20 protein-coding genes are annotated in these 24,632 nt (G+C 61.1%); 3 read left to right on the top strand and 17 right to left on the bottom strand.

Going from position 1 to position 24,632, the window contains the following annotated elements:
- The first annotated feature begins 2 nt into the window (after window positions 1–2).
- Window positions 3–854, top strand: coding sequence for a bis(5'-nucleosyl)-tetraphosphatase (symmetrical) ApaH (apaH, locus tag AC4PR2_RS06260; protein ID WP_070915014.1), 852 nt, complete (start codon window positions 3–5; stop codon window positions 852–854).
- Window positions 855–898: 44 nt separating this feature from the next.
- Here apaH and AC4PR2_RS06255 read toward each other — a convergent pair whose 3' ends face one another.
- From AC4PR2_RS06255 to AC4PR2_RS06240, 4 genes are all read right to left on the bottom strand, one after another.
- Complete coding sequence (locus AC4PR2_RS06255; RefSeq protein WP_100396041.1) at window positions 899–2,788, bottom strand: PhoX family protein; 1,890 nt, start codon at window positions 2,786–2,788, stop codon at window positions 899–901.
- Between the two features lie 180 nt (window positions 2,789–2,968).
- Window positions 2,969–3,451 carry a type 3 dihydrofolate reductase gene (gene folA, locus AC4PR2_RS06250; protein ID WP_038873402.1) on the bottom strand — a complete coding sequence of 161 codons (483 nt, stop codon included), beginning with the start codon at window positions 3,449–3,451 and terminating at the stop codon, window positions 2,969–2,971.
- 143 nt (window positions 3,452–3,594) lie between these two features.
- Window positions 3,595–4,059 (bottom strand): threonine/serine exporter, encoded by a 465-nt coding sequence (locus AC4PR2_RS06245; protein ID WP_033637072.1) that lies wholly within the window; start codon window positions 4,057–4,059, stop codon window positions 3,595–3,597.
- Window positions 4,056–4,856: a threonine/serine exporter family protein gene (locus tag AC4PR2_RS06240; protein WP_060426347.1), complete on the bottom strand. Its 801-nt coding sequence runs from the start codon at window positions 4,854–4,856 to the stop codon at window positions 4,056–4,058. Before AC4PR2_RS06240 ends, AC4PR2_RS06245 begins: the two co-directional genes overlap by 4 nt.
- A gap of 127 nt (window positions 4,857–4,983) precedes the next feature.
- On the opposite strand from AC4PR2_RS06240, the gene AC4PR2_RS06235 reads away from it, so the two are divergent.
- Window positions 4,984–5,598, top strand: coding sequence for a LysE family translocator (locus AC4PR2_RS06235; RefSeq protein WP_443014455.1), 615 nt, complete (start codon window positions 4,984–4,986; stop codon window positions 5,596–5,598).
- A 35-nt stretch (window positions 5,599–5,633) separates the two neighbouring features.
- On the opposite strand, the gene kefC is transcribed toward AC4PR2_RS06235, so the two are convergent.
- From kefC to pvcA, 8 genes are all read right to left on the bottom strand, one after another.
- Window positions 5,634–7,487, bottom strand: a complete 1,854-nt coding sequence (gene kefC, locus AC4PR2_RS06230; protein ID WP_197802370.1) for a glutathione-regulated potassium-efflux system protein KefC — start codon at window positions 7,485–7,487, stop codon at window positions 5,634–5,636.
- Window positions 7,480–8,037: a glutathione-regulated potassium-efflux system oxidoreductase KefF gene (gene kefF / locus AC4PR2_RS06225; RefSeq protein WP_060422413.1), complete on the bottom strand. Its 558-nt coding sequence runs from the start codon at window positions 8,035–8,037 to the stop codon at window positions 7,480–7,482. Before kefF ends, kefC begins: the two co-directional genes overlap by 8 nt.
- A gap of 171 nt (window positions 8,038–8,208) precedes the next feature.
- A complete protein-coding gene (carB, locus tag AC4PR2_RS06220; protein ID WP_038873387.1) occupies window positions 8,209–11,433 on the bottom strand; it encodes a carbamoyl-phosphate synthase large subunit in 3,225 nt (1,074 codons plus the stop codon).
- Between the two features lie 16 nt (window positions 11,434–11,449).
- Window positions 11,450–12,598: a glutamine-hydrolyzing carbamoyl-phosphate synthase small subunit gene (gene carA / locus AC4PR2_RS06215; RefSeq protein ID WP_048232622.1), complete on the bottom strand. Its 1,149-nt coding sequence runs from the start codon at window positions 12,596–12,598 to the stop codon at window positions 11,450–11,452.
- A gap of 470 nt (window positions 12,599–13,068) precedes the next feature.
- On the bottom strand, window positions 13,069–13,890 hold the full coding sequence (gene dapB, locus AC4PR2_RS06210; RefSeq protein WP_197756712.1) for a 4-hydroxy-tetrahydrodipicolinate reductase: 822 nt from the start codon (window positions 13,888–13,890) through the stop codon (window positions 13,069–13,071).
- A 263-nt stretch (window positions 13,891–14,153) separates the two neighbouring features.
- Entirely contained in the window at window positions 14,154–15,413 is a 1,260-nt protein-coding gene (locus AC4PR2_RS06205) for a glycosyltransferase (RefSeq protein ID WP_060440791.1), read from the bottom strand.
- Window positions 15,414–15,437: 24 nt separating this feature from the next.
- Entirely contained in the window at window positions 15,438–16,301 is an 864-nt protein-coding gene (locus tag AC4PR2_RS06200) for a TauD/TfdA dioxygenase family protein (protein ID WP_492174952.1), read from the bottom strand.
- Window positions 16,302–16,397: 96 nt separating this feature from the next.
- Complete coding sequence (gene pvcA / locus AC4PR2_RS06195) at window positions 16,398–17,363, bottom strand: L-tyrosine isonitrile synthase (protein ID WP_060422401.1); 966 nt, start codon at window positions 17,361–17,363, stop codon at window positions 16,398–16,400.
- Between the two features lie 191 nt (window positions 17,364–17,554).
- On the opposite strand from pvcA, the gene AC4PR2_RS06190 reads away from it, so the two are divergent.
- Window positions 17,555–18,481: a LysR family transcriptional regulator gene (locus tag AC4PR2_RS06190; protein WP_060422398.1), complete on the top strand. Its 927-nt coding sequence runs from the start codon at window positions 17,555–17,557 to the stop codon at window positions 18,479–18,481.
- Window positions 18,482–18,755: 274 nt separating this feature from the next.
- Here the strand turns inward: AC4PR2_RS06190 and ispH are convergent, their stop codons facing one another.
- From ispH to ribF, 5 genes are read right to left on the bottom strand one after another with little or no spacing between them, the layout of a single operon-like run.
- Window positions 18,756–19,709, bottom strand: a complete 954-nt coding sequence (ispH, locus tag AC4PR2_RS06185) for a 4-hydroxy-3-methylbut-2-enyl diphosphate reductase (RefSeq protein WP_038873368.1) — start codon at window positions 19,707–19,709, stop codon at window positions 18,756–18,758.
- Window positions 19,690–20,160 (bottom strand): FKBP-type peptidyl-prolyl cis-trans isomerase, encoded by a 471-nt coding sequence (gene fkpB, locus AC4PR2_RS06180; protein WP_033637057.1) that lies wholly within the window; start codon window positions 20,158–20,160, stop codon window positions 19,690–19,692. Before fkpB ends, ispH begins: the two co-directional genes overlap by 20 nt.
- Window position 20,161: 1 nt before the next feature.
- Window positions 20,162–20,671 carry a signal peptidase II gene (gene lspA / locus AC4PR2_RS06175; protein ID WP_038873364.1) on the bottom strand — a complete coding sequence of 170 codons (510 nt, stop codon included), beginning with the start codon at window positions 20,669–20,671 and terminating at the stop codon, window positions 20,162–20,164.
- A 13-nt stretch (window positions 20,672–20,684) separates the two neighbouring features.
- The gene (gene ileS, locus AC4PR2_RS06170) at window positions 20,685–23,501 is read right to left on the bottom strand and encodes an isoleucine--tRNA ligase (RefSeq protein WP_492174951.1); all 2,817 of its coding nucleotides are present in this window, start codon (window positions 23,499–23,501) and stop codon (window positions 20,685–20,687) included.
- 32 nt (window positions 23,502–23,533) lie between these two features.
- On the bottom strand, window positions 23,534–24,472 hold the full coding sequence (gene ribF, locus AC4PR2_RS06165; RefSeq protein WP_159317635.1) for a bifunctional riboflavin kinase/FAD synthetase: 939 nt from the start codon (window positions 24,470–24,472) through the stop codon (window positions 23,534–23,536).
- Window positions 24,473–24,632 lie beyond the last annotated feature (160 nt).

Below are 24,632 nucleotides of genomic sequence, written 5' to 3'. Positions count from 1 at the left end.
TTATGTCGACATACCTTATCGGCGACGTTCACGGCTGTTACGATGAACTGAAGTCGCTGCTGGCTCAGGCTGCTTTCGATCCCGAGCGCGATCGGCTGTGGCTGACCGGCGATCTGGTGGCGCGCGGCCCCGCCTCGCTGGACGTGCTGCGCTTCGTGCGCTCGCTCGGCCCGGCGGTGCGCATGGTGCTGGGCAACCACGATCTGCACCTGCTGGCGGTCTACGCTGGCATCAGCCGCAACAAACCCAAAGATCGCATCACCCCGCTGCTGGAAGCGCCGGACGCCGACGAGCTGATCAACTGGCTGCGCCGCCAACCGGTGCTGCAGGTGGACGATGAGCAAAAGCTGGTGATGGCGCACGCCGGCATCACCCCGCAGTGGGATATCGACACCGCGAAAATGTGCGCGCGCGAAGTGGAAGCGGTCTTGAGCAGCGACAGCTACCCGCTGTTTCTCGACGCCATGTACGGCGACATGCCGAACAACTGGGCGCCGGAACTGAGCGGCCTGGCGCGCCTGCGTTTCAGCACCAATGCGCTCACGCGCATGCGCTACTGCTTCCCCAACGGCCAGCTCGACATGATCTGCAAAGATGCGCCGGGCACCGCGCCGGCGCCGCTGAAGCCGTGGTTCGAGCTGCCGCGCCTGGTGGATCCGGAATACACCATCGTCTTCGGTCACTGGGCCTCGCTGGAAGGCAAGGGCACGCCGGAAGGCGTGATCGGGCTGGACACCGGCTGCTGCTGGGGCGGCGATCTGACGATGCTGCGCTGGGAAGACCGCCGTTACTTCACGCAGCCCGCCAACCGTGGCGAGGCGCCTGACCACGCCGGCAGACTGGCCGCGTCCTGAAAACATAAAGGCGGCCCCAGGCCGCCTTGGTTCTCTTTACTGCCTTACGCCCCAATCACCCCGCCATCTTCACGCGTGATCATCAATACCGATGAACGCGGGCGCGGGCTGTTGTTCGGGAAGTGCGAATCGCCCTCTTCTCCCGGATGCTGCACGTTGACGAACATCGTCTTGTAGTCCGGAGTGAAGGTGATGCCGGTCAGTTCGCAGGACTTCGGCCCCACCATGAAACGGCGAATTTCGCCGCTGACCGGATCGCCCACCAGCATCTGGTTGTTGCCCTGCCCGACGTAATCCCCCTTGTTGCTGTACTTGCCGTCGGTGAGGATCCACAGGCGGCCGGCGCGATCGAAGCCCAGCCCGTCCGGGCTGTTGAACGTGTTGTCCGCCGTGATGTTCGGCGTGCCGCGGTTGACGCCTTCCGGGTGGGCAATCGGGTTGCCACACAGCGCATACATGTCCCAGGCAAAGGTGCCGGCGGTGGCGTCACCGCCTTCGTCCCAGCGAATGATCTGGCCATAGATATTGTTCGGCCGCGGGTTGGCGGCGTTCAGCGGCATCCCTTCCTCACCGCGCTTACTGTTGTTGGTCAGCGTGCAATAAGCGCGGCCGTCATGCGGGTTCACCGCGATCCACTCCGGGCGATCCATCTTGGTGGCGCCGACCTGCTGTGCCGCCTTGCGGGCGAAGATCAGCACTTCGGCCTCATCGCGGAAGCCGTTCTCCGGCGTCAGGCCATTCTTGCCGAACTCGAGCGCAATCCAGCGCCCTTTGCCCTTCAGCGGCGTGCCGGCGTCGTCACCGTCGAACTGCGCCACGTACAGCGTTCCCTCATCCAGCAGCGTGCGATTGTTGGCCGGATTGGCGGCGTCGACCACGCCTTTGGAAACGTACTTATAGATATGTTCGCCGCGCTCGTCGTCCCCCATGTACACCACCAGGCGGCCATCTTTGGCCACGGTCACCGCCGCATTTTCATGCTTGAAGCGGCCCAGCGCGGTGTGCTTGATGGGCGTCGAAGTCGGATTCAGCGGATCGATCTCCACGATCCAGCCGTGGCGGTTGAATTCGTTGGGGTTCTTCGCCACGTCGAAGCGCTCGTCATAGTCCGGCCAGTTACGCTCCGGCTCGCTGACCTTCAGCGTATAGCGCTTCTGTTCCGGCGTGGTTGGGTAATCGGCCTGACGGGTGCCGAAGTAGGTATCGAAGTTTTCTTCGCAGGTCAGGTAAGTGCCCCACGGCGTCTTGCCGTTGGCGCAGTTGCCGAAGGTGCCCAGCACCTTGCGTCCGCTCGGATCGGCGGCGGTCTGCAGCAGCGGATGCCCGGCGGCCGGGCCGCTGAACTGCATGTCGGTGTTGGCGGTGATGCGGCGGTTATAGCGCGACGGGCGCTCCACTTCCCAACGCTGGCCGTCGCCGACGCGCTTTACCGCCACGATGGAAACACCGTGCGCCGCCTGGGATTTACGCACCTCTTCCAGGCTGGTGGCCTTGGTGCCGCCGTGGGCGAACAGGTATTGCTCGTTGACGTATTCGTTATTGATGGCCATCACGCCGTGGCGATCGTCGATCGGGAAGAAACTCATGCCGTCGTTATTGTCGCCGAACTGTTTTTCCTGATCGGCGGCGCTGTTGTTGCCCTGCGGATCGAAAGCCGGTGCGCCATCCACCAGCGGCTCCCCCCAGGAGATCAGCACCTCCGCACGGTAGCCCGGTGCGATGGTCACCTCGTCGGCGGTAGAGGCGGCGATGCCCTGAAAGCCCAGCAGTTTGTTCGGCGGCAGATCCTCGGCCAACGCCTCGGCGGAGACCGACCAGATGCCGCCGCCGAGAAAGCCGGCCAGGCCGACGGCGCCGGCGCTGCCGAGCAGCAGTTTGCGGCGAGTGGGATCGATCAGGCGGTCGGCGTCTAATTGCTCAATTTGCTTGGTCATAGCGTGGTTACCTTTTTAGTTATGGCGCCGCGGTCAAGATTCACCAGAGTTGCCGGGGCGCTCGGAGTTGGGCTTCATACTAATCAGGTAATGTGACGGAAAGGTTACGGACGACGGGCGCAAAAAGGCCGGGGGCGCAATTGCTTGCGCCCCCGGGGAGAGTTGGCTAACGCGCTGAAATCAACGGCGCTGCAGGATCTCGAAGCAGTAGCTGTGCGAGTTCAGATCGTCGGCGTCGTGGAACTCGCTGAACGTGGTTTCCCACTCGTCCGGCTCGTAATCCGGGAAGTGGGTATCGCCGCCGACCTCGGCGTCGATGTGCGTCAGGTACAGGCGATCGGCGCGCGGCAGCAGCTGGGTATAGATACGCCCACCGCCGATCACCATCACTTCTTCCACGTCGCCGGCGGCGGCCAGCGCTTCATCCATCGAGGTCACCCAGGTCACCCCGGCTTCGCTGCCCGGACGGCTGCTCAAAACGATATTGTGGCGGCCCGGCAGCGGGCGGCCGATGGACTCGAAGGTCTTGCGGCCCATAATAACCGGCTTATTCAACGTGTTGCGTTTAAACCACGCAAGGTCCGCCGGCAGGTGCCACGGCATGGCGTTTTCCATGCCAATAACGCGATCCGCCGCCAAGGCAGCGATCAGGCTGATAATCATTGTTTAACCCTGTGTAGGCAGCAAAATTGGTGACACTATACGTAAAGGCCTGAGTGCCGTCGATAGGCTAATCAAGCAAGATGAATATATAAGATAGCTCTTATCAGCATATCTAATAACCAACGATCTCCCGCCGGGAAATTTCACACGCCGGGGCGTTTGCGGTACAGCCACAGGCCCGGCAGCGACAGGCCGATCGACAACGCGCCGACGATGAAACTGGCCTTGAGGAAGTTGGTGATCATGGTCTCCATCAAGGCTTCGCTGTAGCCCAAATGTGAGATCTCTACCACAGTTATCATCGCGGTATAGGCGGAAATGCCGGGGAACATCGGGATCACCGCCGCCACGGTGAACACCTTCGGGTGCGCCAGCAGCCAGCGCGACCAGTAGATACCGATGATACCGATCAGGATCGCCGCCAGCAGCGAGGCCCACTCGATGTTCATGCCGCCGTGCATCATCAGCATGCGCGAACCGCGCCCGATGGCCCCAAGCAACGCGCAATAACGCAGCGCGCGCAGCGGCACGTTGAACACCATGGCGAAGCCCAGCGCCGGCACCGCCGCCAACAACATCTCCTGCAACAAGGCCCACAACAGACTCATGACCACCCCCGCAGATCCCACAGCGACATCGCCATCACCACCCCGATGCAGGTCGCCAGCGTCAGCAGGCTGGCCATCGCCCAGCGCGCCAGCCCGGTATTGACGTGCCCCTTGAACATATCGGCCACCGCGTTGATCAGCGGGAAGCCCGGCACCAGCAACAGCACGCTGGCGGCCATCGCCACGCTCGAGGTGTCCTTAAACGCCGGCAGGCGCAGCAGCAGCCCGGAGATCGACGTCGCAACAAACGCCGTCAGGCAAAAATTGATCAGCGGATTCATATGGCGGGCGGTGAGAATTTGGCGCACCAGCATCGCCGTGCCACTGGCGATAAAGGTCACCAGGAAGGCGTCAGCGCCACCACCGTTGAGCATGCTGAAGCACCCGCAGGACAACCCCACCATCAGCACCACCAGCCAGCGCGGGTAGCGCAACGGCCGGATCCGGTCAAAACGGCGCGCCACGTCGTGCGCATCCGCCAGGTGGTGCTCGGCGAGGATCACGATATGCTGCACTTCGGTCACCACCTGCATATTGATGCCGCGATCGACGTTCTTGCGGGTGGTGGTCAGACAGGCGCCGTGGCTGAGGGTGGTCAACACCACCGCATTGGCGGAGATCGAGCTTTCCACGCTGTCCATCCCCAGCGCCAGCCCCAGGCGGGTCGACAGCTGTTCCACCACCGTGCTCTCAGCGCCGTGCTGCAACAGCAGCAGCGCGCATTGAATGCACAGGCGGGTTATTTCACGCTGTTGCCGGTGCGGTTCCGGCATGTCTGTGGCGTTAGTCTGCTGCATAGGGCTCCGTCGCTGGCGGTAGATGAATAATTATCATAGAGCCTAACAATACCTCATTGGGTTGATGCGCATCAGAGGAAGCGGCGTTATTATCGCCAGAACTCTGTCTTTTGTGCGAGACGCCCACATGCTTGAAACTTCGCTGTTCGTCGCCGGCATTGCCGCCCTCGGCATGCTCTCCCCCGGCCCGGATTTTTTCCTGGTGATCAAAAACGCCGCCCGCTATCCGCGGCTGGCCGCCATGATGACCGCCTTTGGCGTGATCTGCGGCGTCGCTACCCACATGTCCTACTGCGTCGCCGGGCTGGCGGTGGTGATCACCACCACGCCGTGGTTGTTCAACCTGCTGAAATACGCCGGGGCAGTGTATCTGGTGTGGATCGGCATCCAGGCGCTGCTGTCGCGCGGCGGCGGTAAGATGAACGTCAGCAATCTGCCGAAGCAGCAGGTCAGCCTGAAGAGCGCCTTTGCGCAAGGCTACCTGTGCAACCTGCTGAACCCGAAAGCCACCCTGTTCTTCCTGGCGGTATTCACCCAGGTGCTGCAGATCGATTCCGGCCTGGGCGACAAGCTGTGGTACGCGGGGATTATTCTCGGCCTGTCGGTCATCTGGTGGCCGCTGCTGGTGTTCCTGATCCAGAGCGGGCCGGTGCGCCGCGGGTTGGAAAAGACCCAGAAGATCGTCGACAAGCTGCTGGGCGGTATGCTGATCGCCTTGGGCATCAAGGTCGCACTGAGCTAAGCAAAAAAAGGGGCGCCGATCTGGCGCCCCTACTCTTATCCTTTAGCTTCCACCACTTCATCCTCCGGCGCCTTGCCGTCGATACTGCCGCGCCAGCCGGTCTGCTGCACCCGCGCCAGCCGATTCTGATCCTGCTCGATGGCCGCGCTGAGCATCTCCTTGGCCCGCTGCAGGCTGGCGATGCGGAACTCGGTGTCCTGATAATTCTCCAGCGTGTCTTCCAGCATCTTCAGGTTATAGCGGCGGAACGTATCCGCCTTCTCGCGCGCCTCATAGGCGTCCAGCCCCAGCAGCTCAAGCGTTTCACGGCCGATGCGCAGTGAGCTTTCAAAGGTTTCGCGCTCCGGTTTTTCCACCCCCAGCTGCCGCAGCTGATACCAGTGATCGACGTCGCGCGCTCGCGCCACCACCTTCAGATGCGGGAAGTGCTGCCTGGCCAGCTCGGTTAACGCCAGGCTGTCTTCCACGTCGTCGATGGCGTTGATCAGCACCTTGGCGTGGGCGGCGCCGGCGGCCTCCAGCAAATCGGCGCGCGTGGCGTCGCCGTAGAACACCTTGGTGTCGAATTTGCGCAGCGTCTCGATATGGTCCGGATCGTGATCCAGTACCACGGTGTGTACGCCGTTGGCCAACAGCAAACGGCCGGCGATCTGACCGAAACGGCCGAAGCCGGCGATGATCACGCTGGCATTCTCGTCGTCGATAACGTCAGCCGGGCGCTCCTCTTTCGGCGCATTTTTCTCCAGCTGCGCGGCGATCACCAGCAGCAGCGGCGTGGCCGCCATCGACAGCGCCACCGCCAGCGTCAGCGACTTGGCCCATTCGACCGGCAGGACGCCGGCCAGCTGCGCGGCGCTGAAGATCACGAAGGCGAATTCACTGCCCTGCCCCAGCAGAATGGCGAACAGGCCGCGCTGGCGCTTCGGCACGCCGAGCAGCGGCCCAATCAGCCACAGCAGCGCCGCCTTGATCAGCATAAAGCCCAGCAGCAGCGAGGCGATCAGCAGCGGGTGATGGAACAGCGTGCCGAAGTCGATCGACATGCCGACGCCGATAAAGAACAGCCCCAGCAGCAGCCCCTTGAACGGCTGAATATCGCTCTCCAGCGCGTGGCGGTATTCCGAGCTCGCCAACAGCACCCCGGCGAGGAATGCCCCCATCGCCATCGACAGCCCGGCCATCTCCAGCAGGATGCCGAAACCGAACACCAGGAACAGCGCCACGGCGCTGAACACCTCGCGCATGCCCGAACGGGCGACGAAGTGCAGCAGCGGGCGGGTGACGTAGCGGCCGAGCAGTATCACTATCGTCAACGCGCCCACCACCTTGGCCGCCGACAGCACGAAAGCGCCCAGCGTGGTGGTGGCGCCGCTGCTAGCCAGCAGCGGGATCATCGCCACCAGCGGGATCGCCGCGATATCCTGGAACAGCAGCACCGCAAATGCGCTGCGGCCGATCGGCGACGGCGTCAGGTTGCGTTCGCTCATCGCCTGCATGGCGATGGCGGTGGATGAGAGCGCCAGCGTCAGGCCAATCAACAGCGCCACCTTCCAGTTGAGGCCCAGGAAGTAACAGAAGGCGCTCAGCGCCAGGCCGCAGCCCACCATCTGAATGCTGCCGCCGCCGAACACCGAGGCGCGCAGCATCCACAGCCGCTTGGGATCCAGCTCCAGGCCGATGATAAACAGCATCAGCACCACGCCGATCTCGGCGAAGGTCAGGATCGACTCGGCATCCGACACTAGCTTCAGCCCCCAGGGGCCAATGATGCAGCCGGCAATCAGGTAGCCGAGCACCGAGCCCAGCCCCAGTCGCACCGCGATCGGCACAAACAGCGCGGCGGAGCCGAGGTAGATCAGCCCCTCGATCATCATGTGGTGGTTATCCATGGCTGGCCTCCCGTGTTTCCGCTTCGGCATGTTCCATCAGGTAGTCAACCAACCGCTGCCGGTAGGCTTCGCCGGCGGCGAGCAGCGCCGGTTCGTTGCAGGTAAAGGTGTTATGCAGAGCGAAAAAAGGCTGCCAGTTCATGCCGCAGTAAATCGCCGTGGCCTGCAGCGGCTGCGCCAGCGCGGCGAAGTTGGGAAAGTCGCCCAGCTCGAAGTGGTGCTCGTCGCCGCCGCTGGTCACCGCCCACAGGCAGTCTTTCCCCACCAGCGCGTTGCCGTCGTGGCCGTAGGCCCAGCCGTGCTCCAGCACTTTGTCGATCCACAGCTTCAACAGCGGCGGGAAGCTGTACCACTGCATCGGATGCTGCAGCACCACCAGGTCGGCGCGCTCCAGCGCCCGCTGCTCGGCGTTGATGTCGATATTGAAATCGGGGTACAGCTCATACAGCGAGCGCACCTCTACCTCGGGGAGATCCCTCACCGCCTGCAGCAGGCGCTGGTTGGCATGCGAATGCCGGGGATACGGGTGAGCATAAATTATCAGAATCATTGTTATCGTCGTTCCTTCGTTCCTTGCCAATACACCAAGCATATACCAATCACACAGGGTGACAGTTTGCCCACTGATTGATAGCGGAAATTTTTAACGCCAGCCGACAAATTCGCTGAATAAAAAAGGGCGCTGCATCTGCAGCGCCCCTGGCGTAGCGTTATCGCGCGGTTATTTGCCGATGCGCGCGTGCATTTCCTGCACCGACGTGACCTGCTCGGTCGGATCCGCTTTCAGCGCCATCGCGGTGGCAAAGCCGCCGTTCAGTGTGGTGTCGTAGTGCACCTTGTACTGCAGGGCGCTGCGGCGAATCAGCTTGGAGTCTTCAATCGCCTGACGGCCGGCCGTGGTGTTGACAATGTATGTGTACTCGCCGTTCTTGATACGGTCCTGAATGTGCGGACGCCCTTCGTGCACCTTGTTGACCAGGCGCGGGTTGATGCCCGCTTCGCCCAGCACCACCGCGGTGCCGTGGGTGGCGTCCAGCTCGAAGCCCTGCTTCAGCAGGCTGGCGGCCAAATCGACCACGCGAGCCTTGTCGCCTTCACGCACCGACAGCAGCGCGCGGCCCTGCTTTTTCATGCCCGAGTTACTGCCCAGCATCGCTTTGGAGAAGGCTTCCGCGAAAGTGCGGCCCACGCCCATCACTTCCCCGGTAGAGCGCATTTCCGGCCCCAGAATCGGGTCGACGCCCGGGAATTTGTTGAACGGCAGCACCACCTCTTTTACCGAGTAGTACGGCGGGATAATTTCTTCGGTCACGCCCTGCTCAACCAGCGTTTTGCCCGCCATCACGCGCGCGGCCACTTTGGCCAACGGCACGCCGGTCGCTTTGGACACGAACGGCACGGTACGCGCGGCGCGCGGGTTCACTTCAATCAGGTAGACTTCGTTGTCTTTCACCGCGAACTGCACGTTCATCAGGCCGCGTACCTGCAGCTCGAACGCCAGTTTTTCCACCTGGCGACGCATCACGTCCTGAATTTCCTGGCTCAGGGTGTACGCCGGCAGCGAACACGCGGAGTCGCCGGAGTGCACGCCCGCCTGCTCGATGTGCTCCATGATGCCGCCAATCAGCACGCGCTCGCCGTCGCAGATGGCGTCGACGTCCACTTCCACCGCGTCGTCCAGGAAGCGGTCCAGCAGCACCGGCGCATCGTTGGACACGCTGACCGCAGTCTGGAAGTAACGGCGCAGGTCGGTTTCGTCATAGACGATCTCCATCGCCCGGCCGCCCAGCACGTAGGAAGGGCGCACCACCAGCGGATAGCCGATGCCCGCCGCCTTCTCCACCGCCTGCTCGATGGCGGTGACGGTGGCGTTGGCCGGCTGCTTCAGGCCCAGACGGTTGACCGCCTGCTGGAAGCGCTCGCGGTCTTCGGCGCGGTCAATGGCATCCGGGCTGGTGCCGATGATCGGCACGCCCGCAGCTTCCAGCTCGCGCGCCAGCTTCAGCGGGGTCTGGCCGCCGTACTGCACGATCACGCCCTTCGGCTTCTCGATGCGCACGATTTCCAGCACGTCTTCCAGCGTCACCGGCTCGAAGTACAGGCGGTCGGAGGTGTCGTAGTCGGTGGAGACGGTTTCCGGGTTACAGTTGACCATGATGGTCTCGTAGCCGTCTTCGCGCAGCGCCAGCGAGGCGTGCACGCAGCAGTAGTCGAACTCGATGCCCTGGCCGATACGGTTCGGCCCGCCGCCCAGCACCATCACTTTCGGCCGGTCGTTGGTCGGGTTGGACTCGCACTCTTCTTCATAGGTGGAGTACATGTAGGCGGTGTCGGTGGCGAATTCCGCCGCGCAGGTATCCACGCGCTTGTACACCGGATGCAGGCCGTGGCTGTGGCGCAGCTTGCGAATTTCGCTCTCGGCGACGCCGGCCAGCTTGGCCAGACGCGCATCGGCGAAGCCCTTGCGTTTCAGGGTGCGCAGGAACGCTTTGTTCAGGCCGTTGATGCCCGCTTCGGCCACCTGCTCTTCCAGGCGCACCAGCTCTTCAATCTGCACCAGGAACCAGCGGTCGACGTTGGTCAGGTTGAAGACGCCGTCAACCGACAGACCGGCGCGGAAGGCGTCGGCGATGTACCAGATGCGGTCAGAGCCGGCGTCTTTCAGCTCGCGGCGGATCTTGGTCAGCGCTTCCGGATCGTCCAGGCTTACTTTCGGGTCGAAGCCGGTAGCGCCCACTTCCAGGCCGCGCAGCGCTTTTTGCAGCGACTCCTGCTGGGTGCGGCCGATGGCCATCACTTCGCCGACCGACTTCATCTGGGTGGTCAGGCGGTCGTTGGCGCCGGCGAACTTCTCGAAGTTAAAGCGCGGGATCTTGGTCACGACGTAGTCGATGGACGGTTCGAACGATGCCGGGGTGCGGCCGCCGGTGATGTCGTTCATCAGCTCATCGAGGGTGTAGCCCACCGCCAGCTTGGCGGCGATCTTGGCGATAGGGAAGCCGGTGGCTTTCGACGCCAGCGCCGAAGAGCGCGACACGCGCGGGTTCATTTCGATAACGATCAGGCGGCCGGTTTTCGGGTTGACCGAGAACTGCACGTTGGAGCCGCCGGTTTCGACGCCGATCTCACGCAGCACCGCCATCGAGGCGTTGCGCATGATTTGGTATTCCTTGTCGGTCAGGGTCTGGGCCGGTGCGACGGTGATCGAGTCGCCGGTGTGGATGCCCATCGCGTCGAAGTTTTCGATGGAGCAGACGATGATGCAGTTGTCGTTCTTATCACGCACCACCTCCATCTCGTACTCTTTCCAACCGATCAACGATTCATCGATCAGCAGCTCGTTGGTCGGCGACAGGTCCAGACCGCGTTCGCAGATCTCTTCGAACTCTTCGCGGTTGTAGGCGATGCCGCCGCCGGTGCCGCCCATGGTAAAGGAAGGGCGGATGATGCACGGGAAGCCGACGTCAGCGGCTACCGCCAGCGCTTCTTCCATGGTGTGCGCAATGCCGGAACGCGCGGTGTCCAGACCGATTTTCTTCATCGCCACGTCGAAACGGCGACGGTCTTCAGCCTTGTCGATCGCATCGGCCGTCGCGCCGATCATGGTAACGCCGAACTCGGCCAGCACGCCCTGACGCTCCAGCTCCAGCGCGCAGTTCAGCGCCGTCTGGCCGCCCATGGTCGGCAGCACCGCATCCGGGCGCTCTTTTTCGATGATCTTGCGCACCACTTCCCAGTGGATCGGCTCGATGTAGGTCGCGTCGGCCATTTCCGGGTCGGTCATGATGGTCGCCGGGTTGGAGTTGACCAGAATGACGCGGTAACCCTCTTCGCGCAGCGCTTTGCACGCCTGGGCACCCGAGTAGTCGAACTCACACGCCTGGCCGATAACGATCGGGCCAGCGCCGAGGATCAGGATGCTTTTTATGTCTGTACGTTTTGGCATTTTTTACTGCTCCTGATTATTTGGCGTTAGAACGGTAAGTCTCAATCAGTTCGATAAAGTGATCGAACAACGGCGCGGCATCATGCGGGCCTGGGCTGGCTTCCGGGTGCCCCTGGAAGCTGAACGCCGCTTTGTCGGTGCGGTGAATGCCCTGCACCGTGTGGTCGAACAGCGATTTGTGCGTGACGCGCAGGTTCGCCGGCAGGTTGTTTTCATCGACGGCGAAGCCGTGGTTCTGCGCGGTGATCATCACGGTGTTGTTGTCCAGATCCTTCACCGGGTGGTTGCCGCCGTGGTGGCCGAGCTTCATCTTCATGGTTTTCGCCCCGCTGGCCAGCGCCAGCAGCTGGTGACCCAGGCAGATGCCGAACACCGGAATGTCGGTTTCCAGGAACTGTTTGATGGCGGCGATGGCGTAGTCGCATGGCTCCGGGTCGCCCGGGCCGTTGGACAGGAAGATGCCGTCCGGATTCATTTTCAGCACCTCGTCGGCCGGGGTCTGCGCCGGCACCACGGTCAGGCGGCAGCCGCGATCCACCAGCATGCGCAGGATGTTGCGCTTGGCGCCGTAGTCGTAAGCCACTACGTGGAACGGCAGCTCCGCGGCGGTCTTGGCTTCAGGCAGGTCGCCTTCAAGCGTCCAGCTGCCTTGCTGCCAGCTGTAGGCCTCTTGGGTGGTGACCTCTTTCGCCAGATCCATGCCTTTCAACCCCGGGAAACCTTGCGCCTTGGCCAGGGCCAGCGCGGCGTCCGGCGAGTCGGCGGCGATGATGCAGCCGTTCTGGGCGCCCTTCTCGCGCAGCAGGCGGGTTAATTTACGGGTATCGATATCGGCGATTGCCACGATGTTGTGACGCTTGAGGTAGTCGGACAGGCTTTCTTCGTTGCGGTAGTTGCTGGCGATCAGCGGGAGGTCACGAATGACGAGGCCTTGGGCGTGTACTGCGGAGGATTCTTCGTCGGAAGCATTAGTGCCGACATTGCCGATATGAGGATAAGTAAGAGTAACGATCTGGCGGGAATAGGAAGGATCAGTGAGGATTTCTTGATAACCGGTCATCGACGTATTGAAGACCACTTCCCCCACTGCCGTTCCCTCTGCCCCGATGGCCCGACCGTGGAATTGGGTTCCGTCTTCCAGAACCAATAGCGCTGACTTTATCAAAACATCCTCCGAGGAATAATCAATCACAATATTTGCATATTAATTCAGATATCGCGATCTAAATCAATGCAAAAACCGTCCGCGAGGCCAATTTTTGGCAAATTGGGCGCATTTTAATGATGAGTGTCCGGCTTGTCTACCCAAACTGCCGTTTTTTGTTTTATTTTTGCAGTTCTCGCCACTCATGCGGCTTGAGCGGCGATAAAAACACAGAAAACCGGGGCTGGAAAACGGTTGCGAGGCTGAATGACGAAAAATGGCGCCAGAATGGGCTCCAAAAGACGCTGAAATGAGATTTGGTGGATAAAAACGGGATGATTAGCAAGGAAAACATCAATAAATAACAATCAATGAAATAAAAACACACCAACGCTTAGTTTCTCATGTTAAAAAAAAGGACAATAAAATTATTGTCCGATTATCATAGCATTATGATCAACACAACCACATCACGATGGTATGCAAATTAATTATAATTGGTCCAGATTCAACACGTCACGCATATCAAACAGGCCTTTATCCCGGTTATACAACCAGGCAGCCGCACGCACCGCGCCGCTGGCAAAAGTCATCCGGCTGGAGGCCTTATGGGTAATTTCCACCCGTTCACCGATGTCGGCGAACATCGCGGTGTGCTCGCCGACGATGTCGCCGGCGCGAATGGTGGCAAAGCCGATGCTTTTCGGATCGCGTTCGCCGGTATGGCCTTCGCGCGCATAGACCGCGCAGCTTTTCAGGTCGCGCCCCAGCGCGCCGGCGATCGCTTCGCCCATGGCCAGCGCCGTGCCCGACGGCGCATCCACTTTGTGGCGGTGGTGCGCCTCAACGATTTCGATATCGGTATAGTCGCCCATCACCTGCGCGGCCTTCTCCAGCAGTTTCAACACCAGGTTGACGCCGACGCTGAAGTTGGCGGCGAACACGATGCCGATATGCTGCGCCGCATCGCGGATCGCCTGTTTGCCGGCGTCATCGAAGCCGGTAGTGCCAATCACCATCGCCTTGTGGTGCGCCACGCAAAAATCCAGGTAACCCCGGGTGCTTTCCGGGCGGGTGAAGTCGATCAAAATATCGAACTCGTTCGCCACCTTCTCCAGACTGTCGCTCACCTTGACGCCCAGCGCGCCGATGCCCGCCAGTTCGCCGGCGTCGACGCCGACCAGGCTGGAACCCGGGCGCGACAACGCCGCCCCCAACACCACGCCTTCCGCCTGCTGCACCGCCTGGATCAATTGACGGCCCATCCGGCCGCCGGCGCCCGCAATCGCAATGCGGATTTGTGAATCACTCATGCTTGCTCTCTTCTTGATTTGACGCCTATCCCATTAGGCTATCGATTCAGGGTAACCGCCCCGCTTCAGCGTCGCCAGAGGATTCATTTCATAATTAGAAAATTATGATATTCCTCCGTTCTCATCAGCGGCGCTGTCGTGAGATTAACATTCAACCGATTTGGCGGCCTGCGACGATTGTACATAATCATGCAGTTTCCATGGCAAAAAAATGCAGAAAAAAGGCGCCGAAAACGGCGCCAGAGGAAGGAAGAACGGCGAGGTCAGGCGGTAATGGCGGCCACTTCGTTGGCGATCGCCGTTAGCGCGTCGTGGCGGGCATAGTCCTCACGCACCAGCGCCGCGCGTTGCCGATAGATCGGCTGTTGCAGAATGCGCGTCGCCGCCGCCAGGATCTGTTCGGCGGTCGGCGTGCTGGTGTGCAGGCTGATGCCGCAGCCGGCGGCCACCACGCGCGCGGCCGCCTCTAGCTTGTCCTCGCCGGTGCCGGCGACGATCAGCGGCACGCCGCTGTCCAGCGCATAGTTGATCGAGCCGTAACCGCCGTTGGTGATCAGCAGCGCCGTCTCCGGCAGCCAGCGTTCGAAGGAGATGAATTCCCGCACTCTGGCATTGCCCGGCAGTGCCTCCATCAGCCCTTCCGTCGCCCGTCCGCCGGTCGTGGCCAGCACTCGCACCGGCAAATGCGCCAGCGCTTGCAGCGTCGGTACGATCAGCTGATGCAGATCGACATTGGCCAGCGTGCCCTGTGTCACAATCACCAACGGCCGACGGTCATCCGTCTCCCACAGCGTCTCTTCCGCCGCCGGCTGGCCGCCGCTGCGCAGCGGGCCGACGAAGCGCACGCCGCTCGGCAGATCGTCACGCTCATATTCCAGCGCCGTGGTAGCCAGCTGCAGGAAACGCTCGCAGCCGCCGATCAGCGCGTCGGTGAATGGGCGATCCAGCGCCCGCCCGCCCGCCTGCACCAGCGCGGTATCGAAGCTCTGCTGTACTTCATCGAGCAGCACGCGCGTTTCTTCATCCACCAGCTGCTCACGGGTCAACGCCTGTGGCAGCAGCGCCGGCGGGATACGCGGGCCATAAAAAATAGCATCGCGCGAAGAATACGACAGCGGCGTAACGCCGATACCGAAGACCGGCGGCCGCTCGGCGGACTGCAGCAGCGGCAGCACGCCGTAGAAGCAGTTCTCCACCATCAGCAGATCGGTCTTTTCGGCGGCGATGGCCGCCCGCAGCTGCCGATCCAGCAGCGGGATCGGTGCGGCGAAGAAATCCTTCAGCGCCAGCGCCATCTGCGCATTGCCCGGCGGCAGCGCGGCGCGCGCCGGAAAGTGCTCTTCCAGGTGGCGATAGTCGAAATCTACCTGCGCGTCGAACGGCACGAAGTTCGCGCCCGCCGCCTCGGCGCGTTCGCGAAACAGCGCGCCGGTCATCACCCGCACCTGATGCCCTTGGGCAATCAGGTGGCGAGCGATGGCTAACATCGGGTAAACGTGCCCCGGAGTGGCGACCGCCGCCATCAGTATCCTTGCCATAATGCTCCTTTACGCTTCTGCGTTGGCCGGCTTCAGCGCCAGATTGGCGCACACCGGGTTGCTCTGAATATGCACGCGCTGCAAATGACGCGCGGAACGGGCGGTAAAACCTTCACGGCCGTGCAACAGCGAGAAGTTATCCGCCACCACCACGTCGCCCTGCTGCCACTGATGGGCATAATAGTGACGCGGATCGTACAGATGCTGCTGCAGAGTGTGATGGAACTGTTCCTGCTGCTGTTCCGGCACGCCGTGATATTCCAGCGCATGCTGGTTAAGGAATTTTTTCCCTTCCATCGGCGGTTCATTGTAGCGCATGATCAAGCCCCTGCCGTTCGGGTGCTGCACCACCAGCGGCGAACTGACTTCGCCGCCGTAATGCACCACTTGCTTGATGCGGTAGGTGATCGACACTGACAGCCACTGATCCAGCAGCGCTTCGTCCGCATTGGCCAACAGCCGCGTGGTATCGACGAAGGTAGTGCGCCCGCCTTCGTCCTGCGACGGCGCCGCCACACAGTGGAACAGCTGGAACTCAGGGATGGTCGGCTTATACATGCCATCCCAATGCAGCGGGACGTAGCTGCTGTCGAAGATATGATCCTTGGCGTCCGGATGTTCCTTCACGTCCAGCACCGCACCGAACGGCCACATCATGATTTCGCCCCACTGTTCGGCATAGCGAGTCAGGACTTCCGCCTCGCTGAAACCGGAGTCGAATCCGCGCAGCACCAGCAAGTGGTGTTCCTGCGCCAGCGCTCGCAGCGCCGCCACCGGCAGCTCGCCGATCTTTTGCCCCGGATGCTGCGGCGTCAGGATCGCGCCGAACGGGGTATTCGGTTGGATATGGCAATTAAGCGGTTGGTTGTTCATCGGTGATTCTCCTTGCATCGAATGTGCTGCTCACACGGCAACGTGCCGTCAAAAACGCGCCCGCCAGGATTTCGGGCGCAAAAGCCTGCGGCAGCCTCAGGCCATCTGTGGCTGCTCGATCAGGTAATGGCTCGGCGTGCCGCGGATCTCCACCAGTTCGCCGTCCAGGCTCTGCGCGTCTTTACGCTTCATCAGCACGAACTGGCCGTTCACGTTCGCCGCCACGCCGTGCCACGGCGTCAGCCAGTCGTCTTTGGTCGGCATCATGTGGATGCCCATTTTCAGGCTGTCGACCGGCTGCGGGTGAATCGACAGGCGGATCGCCGCCGGGAAATGTTGCGCCAGCAGGTTGCCCCAGGCCCAGCTGCGTTGGATCACGCCGCAGGCGCGCTGCTTGGCGTCCTTCTGCAGCGCGGCGTTGGAACCGCTGTAGCCCGGCAGCTGGCTGTCTTCATACAGGAAACGCGTGATGGCGCGGTACAGCAAGAGGCCCTGTTCGTCCTGCATCAGCTGTTGCTTGATCGCCTCTTCCGACTCGGCGTAGCCGTCCACCAACAGCCGGCGCAGCAGATCGTAATCGTCGGTATGCTCCGCCAGGCCTTTGACGTCGCCGAGGTTGAACACGCTCAGGTGCGTCGCACCCACTTCATGCAGCAGGCCTTCAATCTCGCGCTGGTAGTGGTTGATCGCTTCGTCGCTGACGCGGATCAGATCGCCGAACACGTGGCCGTCGGAGCAGATAACGATATGCGCACCCGGCGGGTAATAGAGTTGAATACGCTGGCACAGCGAGTTGAGGAAGATCAGCGACAGCCGCTCCGCCATGTCCGGCACCGCGCCGATCACCTTGTTGGTGTTGGGCGACTTGGTCGGAAAGGCCGGCAGCACGAATTCGATGCGCTGCTCGTTTTCAATGAATGCCCGAATGCGTGGCAATTGCACCTGAGTGACCCGTTGTTCTTCTTCGGCAATTGAGGTGTCGCCACCGGGGAAACGGCGGCGGTATTGCAATAATTCACGTAGGATTTTTAACGCTATTTCATCTTTCTGAACGCTGTCCACAATGTGCTCCTGTTGCGATGCGGCGCGGGTGTATTATTGAAAAGCGCAATAAGATTTATCAAAAAGAGAAAAAACCTCTGCGAGATAATAATTAGCCCGGCGTTTATATGCTTCAGGCAATATAGAAGAGATGGTGCTATATTATTAGCCCGTATAATTCACAATCTTGGTTAAGTTGTGCTTAACAAACTATGAGCAATATTTTAAAACGCATGGCCATTTTCTCAAAAGTGGTCGATTGCGGCGCATTCAGCATGGCGGCAAAAGAATTGGGCATGACGACCTCGGCCGTCAGCCAACATATTCGCCAGTTGGAGGAACATCTGGGCATTCAATTACTGTTGCGGTCGACGCGTTCATTGAGTCTGACCGAAGCCGGATTGTGCTTTTATGAAGATTGCCTGCTGATGATCCACGCCGCCGAACGCGGCCAACAACGGATCGCCGCGCTGCGTGGCGAACTGGTGGGTGAACTACGCGTCGCCACCTCGACCGAATTCGCCACCCACTATCTGGTGCCGGCGCTGCAGAGCTTCCTCGACGAGCACCCGCGGCTCACGCTGCGGCTGGAAATCCACGATGAGAAGATAGACCTCATCACGCAACGCATCGATCTGGCGATACGCGGCGGCGTGCTGGCCGACTCCAGCTACGTTTCCACCCGGCTGGCGCGCTGCCGCGAAGTGCTGTGCGCCTCGCCGGCCTACCTGGCGCACCACGGCGTGCCGGATTCGCCGCAGGCGCTGACGCATCACCACTGGGTGACCTTTACACCGCTCGGCAACCCGCAGTTTGTTCGTCTGATCCATCGCGACGGCGGTGAACACCGCATGCGCATGACCGGGCGCTTGTTCACCAACAGCGGTATGGCGATGAAGGAGTTGGCGCTGACCGGCAAGGGTATCATTCGCAATTTCTTCGCCAACGTTGAGCGTGAGTTGCTCAGCGGCGAGCTGATTGAAATATTGCCCGACTGGCGATTACCGGAAATAAATTGCTATGCCATTATGCCGCGTCGGGAGATTCAGCCATTAAAAGTCCGACGATTGCTGGAGCATATGAAGCTCTATTTAAAGGAGAAAGGATTAAACGCCTTAGAACATATTCGGCAGGAATAAAATAAGAAACATCTGCAACACCCATTATTGTAATTATTGTAATCACCTTGCCAACGCCAGGCCTTATTTAGATTGCAGACTAATGATACCTTGATTAATGACTTTTCGTCAGCTTATATAATTAATGACACCGACGCTATTTCAAATACTCAGAATAAATTTGACTTTAGTTAGCAGAAAATTTGAATATGCGCAGCGTTTTATTTTCAATGCCATGCGAATGCCCAAAAAAAACGGGAAGCCTGGGCTCCCCGTTGTCATCCGCCGGCGCCTGTCAGTCTATCTGACGAACGTCCACGCGCAGCTCTTTCGGCACTTCGAACACGATGTTCTCTTCACGCCCGCTGATTTCATGCACGTCCATACCGCCCAGCGCTTTGAGGCGAGAGATCACCTCCTGCACCAGCACGTCCGGCGCTGAGGCACCGGCGGTAACGCCGATATGGCGCGCCCCGCTCAGCCAGCTCTCCTGAATATCCGCCGCCGAATCGATAAGATAAGCCGGTTTGCCGACGCGCTGCGCCAGTTCCGCCAGTCGGTTGGAGTTGGAGGAGTTTTTTGACCCCACCACCAGCACCACGTCCGCATCGCCGGCCAGGTTACGCACCGCTTCCTGACGGTTGGTGGTAGCGTAGCAAATGTCATCCTTGCGCGGGCCGATAATGCTCGGGAAACGCTGGCGCAGGGCGTCGATCACGTCCGAGGTATCATCTACCGACAGCGTGGTCTGCGTCATGAAGCACAGGTTGCTTTCATCTTTCACCTGCAGCTTCCACACGTCTTCCGGCGACTCGACCAGGTACATGCCGCCCTGCGGGTTGCTGTACTGGCCCATGGTGCCTTCCACTTCCGGGTGCCCGGCGTGGCCAATCAGAATCGCTTCGGTGCCGCGGCGGCTGGCGCGCGCCACTTCCATATGCACCTTGGTCACCAGCGGGCAAGTGGCGTCGAACAGCATGGTCAGATCGCGCGCCTTGGCTTCGGCGCGCACCGCCTGAGAAACGCCGTGCGCCGAGAAGATCAGGATAGAGCCGTCCGGCACTTCCGCGATCTCTTCGATAAACACCGCGCCGCGCTCACGCAGGCTGTCGACCACGTAGCGGTTGTGCACCACTTCATGCCGCACGTAGATCGGTGCGCCATACAGTTCCAGCGCGCGTTCCACGATGCTGATCGCACGATCAACCCCGGCGCAGAAGCCGCGCGGGTTAGCCAGCAATATTTGCATGCATCTCCTCCTGCTGCGGATCGATCTCCAGCACTTCGATATCGAAGGTCACCGGATGGCCCGCCAGCGGATGGTTGAAATCGACGGTGATCGAATCTTCCGCCACCGCGCGCACCACGCCCGGCATTTCACTGCCGTCGATGGCGGTAAACAGCATGATGGTGCCCACGTCCGGCACGCCGGTTTCCGCGAAGTCGCGGCGCGAGAAGAACTGGACCAGATCCGGGTTCTCCGCGCCGAACGCCGCTTCCGGCTGCAGGGTAAAGGCGCATTTGTCGCCCGCGCGCAGGCCAAGCAGCTGCGCTTCCAGCGGTGCCGACAGGCTGCCGTCACCCAGGCGGAACAGCGCCGGCTTGCCGCTGCTGCGGGTGGATTCGGCGGTCGAACCGTCTTCCAGTTTCAGCGTAAAGTGAACCAGCACCGCGCTGTCACTGATAACCTGAGCCGTCATATTACTCACCTTTACTCTTTGCGTCTTTGTTCGCCGGCGACAGGAAACCTTCCAGCACGATCATCGCCGCGCCCACGCAGATGAAGCTGTCCGCCAGATTGAAGGTCGGGTAGTGCCAGTCACCGACGTAGAAGTCGATGAAATCGACCACGAAACCGTGCCACAGGCGATCGAACAGATTGCCCAACGCCCCGCCGATAATAAAGGCGTAGGCGATGTTGTTCAGCTTCTGCTGCGCGGTGCTGCGGTACATCATCACCAGCAGCACCGCAACGATGGCGATGGCGATGCCGGCGAAGAACCAGCGCTGCCAGCCGCCATGGTCGGCCAGGAAGCTGAACGCAGCGCCGTAGTTGCGCGCGTAAAACAGGTTGAACGACGGGATCAACGGCTGGGACTGGCCCAGCGTAAAGTTAGCGAGGATCCACTGCTTGCTGCCAAAATCCAGCGCCAGCACCGCCACCACAACCCACAGCCAACGCAGGCCGGTCGAACAAATTGATTTACTCATCAGGCGCGAGTTCTCAGGCAAAGTTACGCTTCTCGCCGTCACCGGCGACGTTGCTCACACAGCGGCCGCAGATGTCTGCGTGTTCCGCCACCAGGCCGATATCGGTGGTGTAATGCCAGCAGCGCGGGCACTTCTCACCCGGTGCCGTGCTGAAGGCGATCTTCAGCCCTTTCAGCAGCTCGGAAGCCTGCGCGTCGGCCGGCGCATCCGCCAATGGCGCAACGCTTGCCGCAGAGGTCAGCAGCACGAAGCGCAGCTCATCCTGCAGGCTGTTCAGGCGCGCCGCCAGCTCGCTGTCGGCATACAGCGTTACCGCCGCTTCCAGCGAACCGCCGAGGCGTTTGTCGGCACGCGCCTGCTCCAGCACCTTGTTCACTTCGCCGCGCACTTTCAGCAGTTCGGCCCAGAAAGCGTCGTTCATCGGCTCGCCTTCCGCCAGCCCGAACAGGCCGTCGTACCACTCTTCGGTAAACACGTACTGCGCGCGTTTGCCCGGCATGAAGCCCCAGATCTCGTCCGCAGTGAACGACATGATCGGCGCCATCCAGCGCACCAGCGCTTCCACGATGTGATACAGCGCGGTCTGGCAGCTGCGGCGGGCGACGCTGTCGCTCTTCGCGGTGTACTGACGATCCTTGATGATATCCAGATAGAAGGAGCCCATCTCGACCGAGCAGAACTGCATCAGACGCTGCACCACTTCGTGGAAATCGTAGTTGGCGTAAGCCTGCTCGATATCCTGCTGCGCCGCCAGCGCACGGCCGACCGCCCAGCGATCCAGCACCACCATGTCTTCCGGCGCCACGCAATCGGTGCTCGGCTCGAACCCGTTCAGGTTGGCCAGCAGGAAACGCGCGGTGTTGCGGATGCGGCGATAAGAATCGGCGGAACGCTTGAGGATCTCGTCGGAGACCGCGATTTCGCCGGTGTAATCGGTCGATGCTACCCACTGACGCAGAATGTCGCCGCCCAGCTTGTTCATCACGTCCTGCGGGCTGACGGTGTTGCCGATCGACTTGGACATCTTGCGGCCCTGGCCGTCGACGGTGAAGCCGTGGGTCAGCACTTCTTTATAAGGCGCCTTGCCTTTCATCGCGGTGGAGATCATCAGCGATGACATGAACCAGCCGCGGTGTTGGTCGGAGCCTTCCAGATACATGTCGGCGCTGTGGCCCTGGAACTCAGGGCGCACGTCAACCACCGAAGCGTGGGTGGAACCGGAGTCGAACCACACGTCCAGCGTATCCGGCACTTTCACGTAGTCGGCGGCTTCCGCGCCGAGGATGTCGGCCGCGTCCAGATCCCACCAGGCCTGAATGCCGTCTTGCTCGACGCGCTTGGCCACTTCTTCCATCAGCTCAACGGTGCGCGGGTGCAGCTGCTCGGTTTCTTTGTGCACGAACAGCGACATCGGCACGCCCCAGGTGCGCTGACGCGAGATGCACCAGTCCGGGCGGTTGGCCACCATCATTTCGATGCGCGCCTGGCCCCAATCCGGGATCCACTGCACGCCTTTGATCTCTTCCAGCGACTGCTGACGCAGGCCTTTCTGATCCATGCTGACGAACCATTGCGGCGTGGCGCGGAAGATGATCGGCGTCTTGTGGCGCCAGCAGCACGGATAGCTGTGCAGGAACTTCTCGACGTGCAGCAGCGCGCCTTTCTCACGCAGCAGGTCGACGATCAGATCGTTGGCCTTGAAGACGAACTTGCCGTCCAGCAGCGGGTGAGTGCCGGTCAGGTAGCAGCCGTTCGGCCCTACCGGGTTGGCGATCTCCAGACCGTATTTTTGGCTGATGACGAAGTCATCCGGGCCATGACCGCCTGCGGTGTGCACCGCGCCGGTACCGGCGTCCAGCGTCACGTGCTCGCCGAGGATCGCCGGCACGTCGAAGCCCATGAACGGGTGATTGAAGCGCAGCAGCTCCAGATCGGCGCCTTTGCAGCTGCCCAGCACCGTCCACTCGGTGATGCCGGCGCGTTTCATCACGCTTTCCACCAGCTCGGCCGCCAGGATCAGGCACTGGCCGTCAACCTGCACCAGCTGATAGGTGAAGTCCGGGTGCAGCGAGATCGCGCGGTTGGCCGGCAGGGTCCACGGGGTGGTGGTCCAGATAACCAGGGAGATAGTCCCGTTGAAGTGGCTCACGCCGAACTTGGCCGCCACGGCAGCCGCGTCGGCCGCATGGAAGGTCACGTCGATCGACGGCGAAGTCTTGTCGTAGTACTCCACTTCCGCTTCCGCCAGCGACGATCCGCAGTCGGTGCACCAGTGAACCGGCTTGGCGCCTTTCAGCAGGTGGCCGTTGCTGATGATCTTGCCCAGCGCGCGGATGATGTTGGCTTCGGTTTTGAAGTCCATGGTCAGGTATGGGCGATCCCAGTCGCCCAGCACGCCCAGGCGGATGAAGTCCTTCTTCTGGCCTTCAACCTGCTCGGCCGCGTACTCGCGGCACTTCTGGCGGAACTCGGCCGCCGTCAGCTTCTCGCCCGGTTTGCCGTACAGCTGTTCAACCTTCAGTTCGATAGGCAGGCCGTGGCAGTCCCAACCCGGCACATAAGGCGAGTCGAAGCCGGCCATCCCTTTCGACTTGATGATAATGTCTTTGAGAATCTTGTTAACCGAGTGACCAATGTGAATGCTGCCGTTCGCATACGGAGGGCCGTCATGCAAAATGAAGGTTTTTTTGCCCTTTTTGGCAGTACGAATAATCCCGTACAGATCCTGTTCATACCAACGTTGCAGCATGCCAGGTTCGCGCTTGGCGAGGTCGCCGCGCATCGGGAACCCTGTTTCCGGCAAGTTCAGGGTATTCTTGTAGTCACTCATTAGATTCTCGGTTCCGTTTTCGGCTATAGAGATTAAACCGGTGTCTGTAGCCCGAAGAACTTCCGGGCCGTCACCACATCATTGGCGATTTGCTGCTTCAGGGCATCGAGCGAAGCAAACCGTTGTTCATTGCGCAATTTTGCGCGGAGCACCACCTCAATATGGCGCCCGTAAAGATCCATTGTGACATCCAGCAGATGCACTTCCAGCTGCTGGCGCACGCCGGCGACGGTCGGGCGCGTACCGATATTGGCCACGCCCGGCAGCGGCTGCGGCCCCAGGCCGTACACTTCTACCGCATACACCCCTTTCACCGGCGCCACCAGGCGCTTGAGCGGCAGGTTGGCGGTCGGGAAGCCGATGGTGCGGCCCAGCTCGTCGCCGTGCACCACGCGCCCGGAAATGCTGTACGGGTGGCCCAGCAGGGTCTCCGCCAGCGGCAGATCGTCCTCGCTCAGCGCGGTGCGGATCGCGGTGCTGCTGATGCGCCGCTCGCCTTCGCGGAAGGTCGGGGTGCTGACCACCTCGAAGCAGTACTCTTTTCCGGCCTGCTGCAATAGCGGAAAATCGCCCTGACGCCCGGCGCCAAAGCGAAAATCATCCCCCACCATCAGGAATTTGACGCCCAGTTTTTCCACCAGCAGCTCGGCGACGAACGCCTGCGCGGTGTTGGCGGCAAAACGCGGATCGAACTTGACGCACAGCAGGTAATCGACGCCCGCCTGCGCCAGGTAGTTGGCCTTGTCGCGCAGGCGCGTCAAACGGGCCGGCGCTTTGTCTGCGGCGAACATCTCCAGCGGCTGCGGCTCAAAGATCATGACCATTACCGGCAGCCCGAGGCGTTGCCCTTGTTGCTTCAACTGCTCCAGCAGCGCCTGATGACCGCGGTGTACGCCGTCAAAGTTGCCGATGGTGAGCACGCAACCATGGTGGCGCGCCCGGATATTGTGAATGCCGCGAATTAGCTCCATAGCTGGCTCAAAACAGTGGAAATCGGCGGATTATACCTTGTACAGCCGGTAAGGTTAACCCGCGATTGGTGCCTTTATGTAATAGACATACCATACCGGAGATAATCTGCGCGTGAAACGGCTTCGCCGCAGTTTATCCGGCGCCGCCGGGCCGATTCTC

This window comes from Serratia sp. A07 (genome assembly GCF_058725505.1).
Note: the sequence above shows the minus strand (reverse complement) of the source record. Positions and strands in the feature narration are given on the sequence as shown.

Excerpts from the sequence above, each read along its gene's own strand:
- apaH (WP_070915014.1), top strand. The coding sequence starts at position 3 with ATGTCGACATACCTTATCGGCGACGTTCACGGCTGTTACGATGAACTG.
- AC4PR2_RS06255 (WP_100396041.1), bottom strand. The coding sequence starts at position 2,788 with ATGACCAAGCAAATTGAGCAATTAGACGCCGACCGCCTGATCGATCCC.
- folA (WP_038873402.1), bottom strand. The coding sequence starts at position 3,451 with ATGATTATCAGCCTGATCGCTGCCTTGGCGGCGGATCGCGTTATTGGC.
- AC4PR2_RS06245 (WP_033637072.1), bottom strand. The coding sequence starts at position 4,059 with ATGAGTCTGTTGTGGGCCTTGTTGCAGGAGATGTTGTTGGCGGCGGTG.
- AC4PR2_RS06240 (WP_060426347.1), bottom strand. The coding sequence starts at position 4,856 with ATGCAGCAGACTAACGCCACAGACATGCCGGAACCGCACCGGCAACAG.
- AC4PR2_RS06235 (WP_443014455.1), top strand. The coding sequence starts at position 4,984 with ATGCTTGAAACTTCGCTGTTCGTCGCCGGCATTGCCGCCCTCGGCATG.
- kefC (WP_197802370.1), bottom strand. The coding sequence starts at position 7,487 with ATGGATAACCACCACATGATGATCGAGGGGCTGATCTACCTCGGCTCC.
- kefF (WP_060422413.1), bottom strand. The coding sequence starts at position 8,037 with ATGATTCTGATAATTTATGCTCACCCGTATCCCCGGCATTCGCATGCC.
- carB (WP_038873387.1), bottom strand. The coding sequence starts at position 11,433 with ATGCCAAAACGTACAGACATAAAAAGCATCCTGATCCTCGGCGCTGGC.
- dapB (WP_197756712.1), bottom strand. The coding sequence starts at position 13,890 with ATGAGTGATTCACAAATCCGCATTGCGATTGCGGGCGCCGGCGGCCGG.
- AC4PR2_RS06205 (WP_060440791.1), bottom strand. The coding sequence starts at position 15,413 with ATGGCGGCGGTCGCCACTCCGGGGCACGTTTACCCGATGTTAGCCATC.
- AC4PR2_RS06200 (WP_492174952.1), bottom strand. The coding sequence starts at position 16,301 with ATGAACAACCAACCGCTTAATTGCCATATCCAACCGAATACCCCGTTC.
- AC4PR2_RS06190 (WP_060422398.1), top strand. The coding sequence starts at position 17,555 with ATGAGCAATATTTTAAAACGCATGGCCATTTTCTCAAAAGTGGTCGAT.
- ispH (WP_038873368.1), bottom strand. The coding sequence starts at position 19,709 with ATGCAAATATTGCTGGCTAACCCGCGCGGCTTCTGCGCCGGGGTTGAT.
- fkpB (WP_033637057.1), bottom strand. The coding sequence starts at position 20,160 with ATGACGGCTCAGGTTATCAGTGACAGCGCGGTGCTGGTTCACTTTACG.
- lspA (WP_038873364.1), bottom strand. The coding sequence starts at position 20,671 with ATGAGTAAATCAATTTGTTCGACCGGCCTGCGTTGGCTGTGGGTTGTG.
- ileS (WP_492174951.1), bottom strand. The coding sequence starts at position 23,501 with ATGAGTGACTACAAGAATACCCTGAACTTGCCGGAAACAGGGTTCCCG.
- ribF (WP_159317635.1), bottom strand. The coding sequence starts at position 24,472 with ATGGAGCTAATTCGCGGCATTCACAATATCCGGGCGCGCCACCATGGT.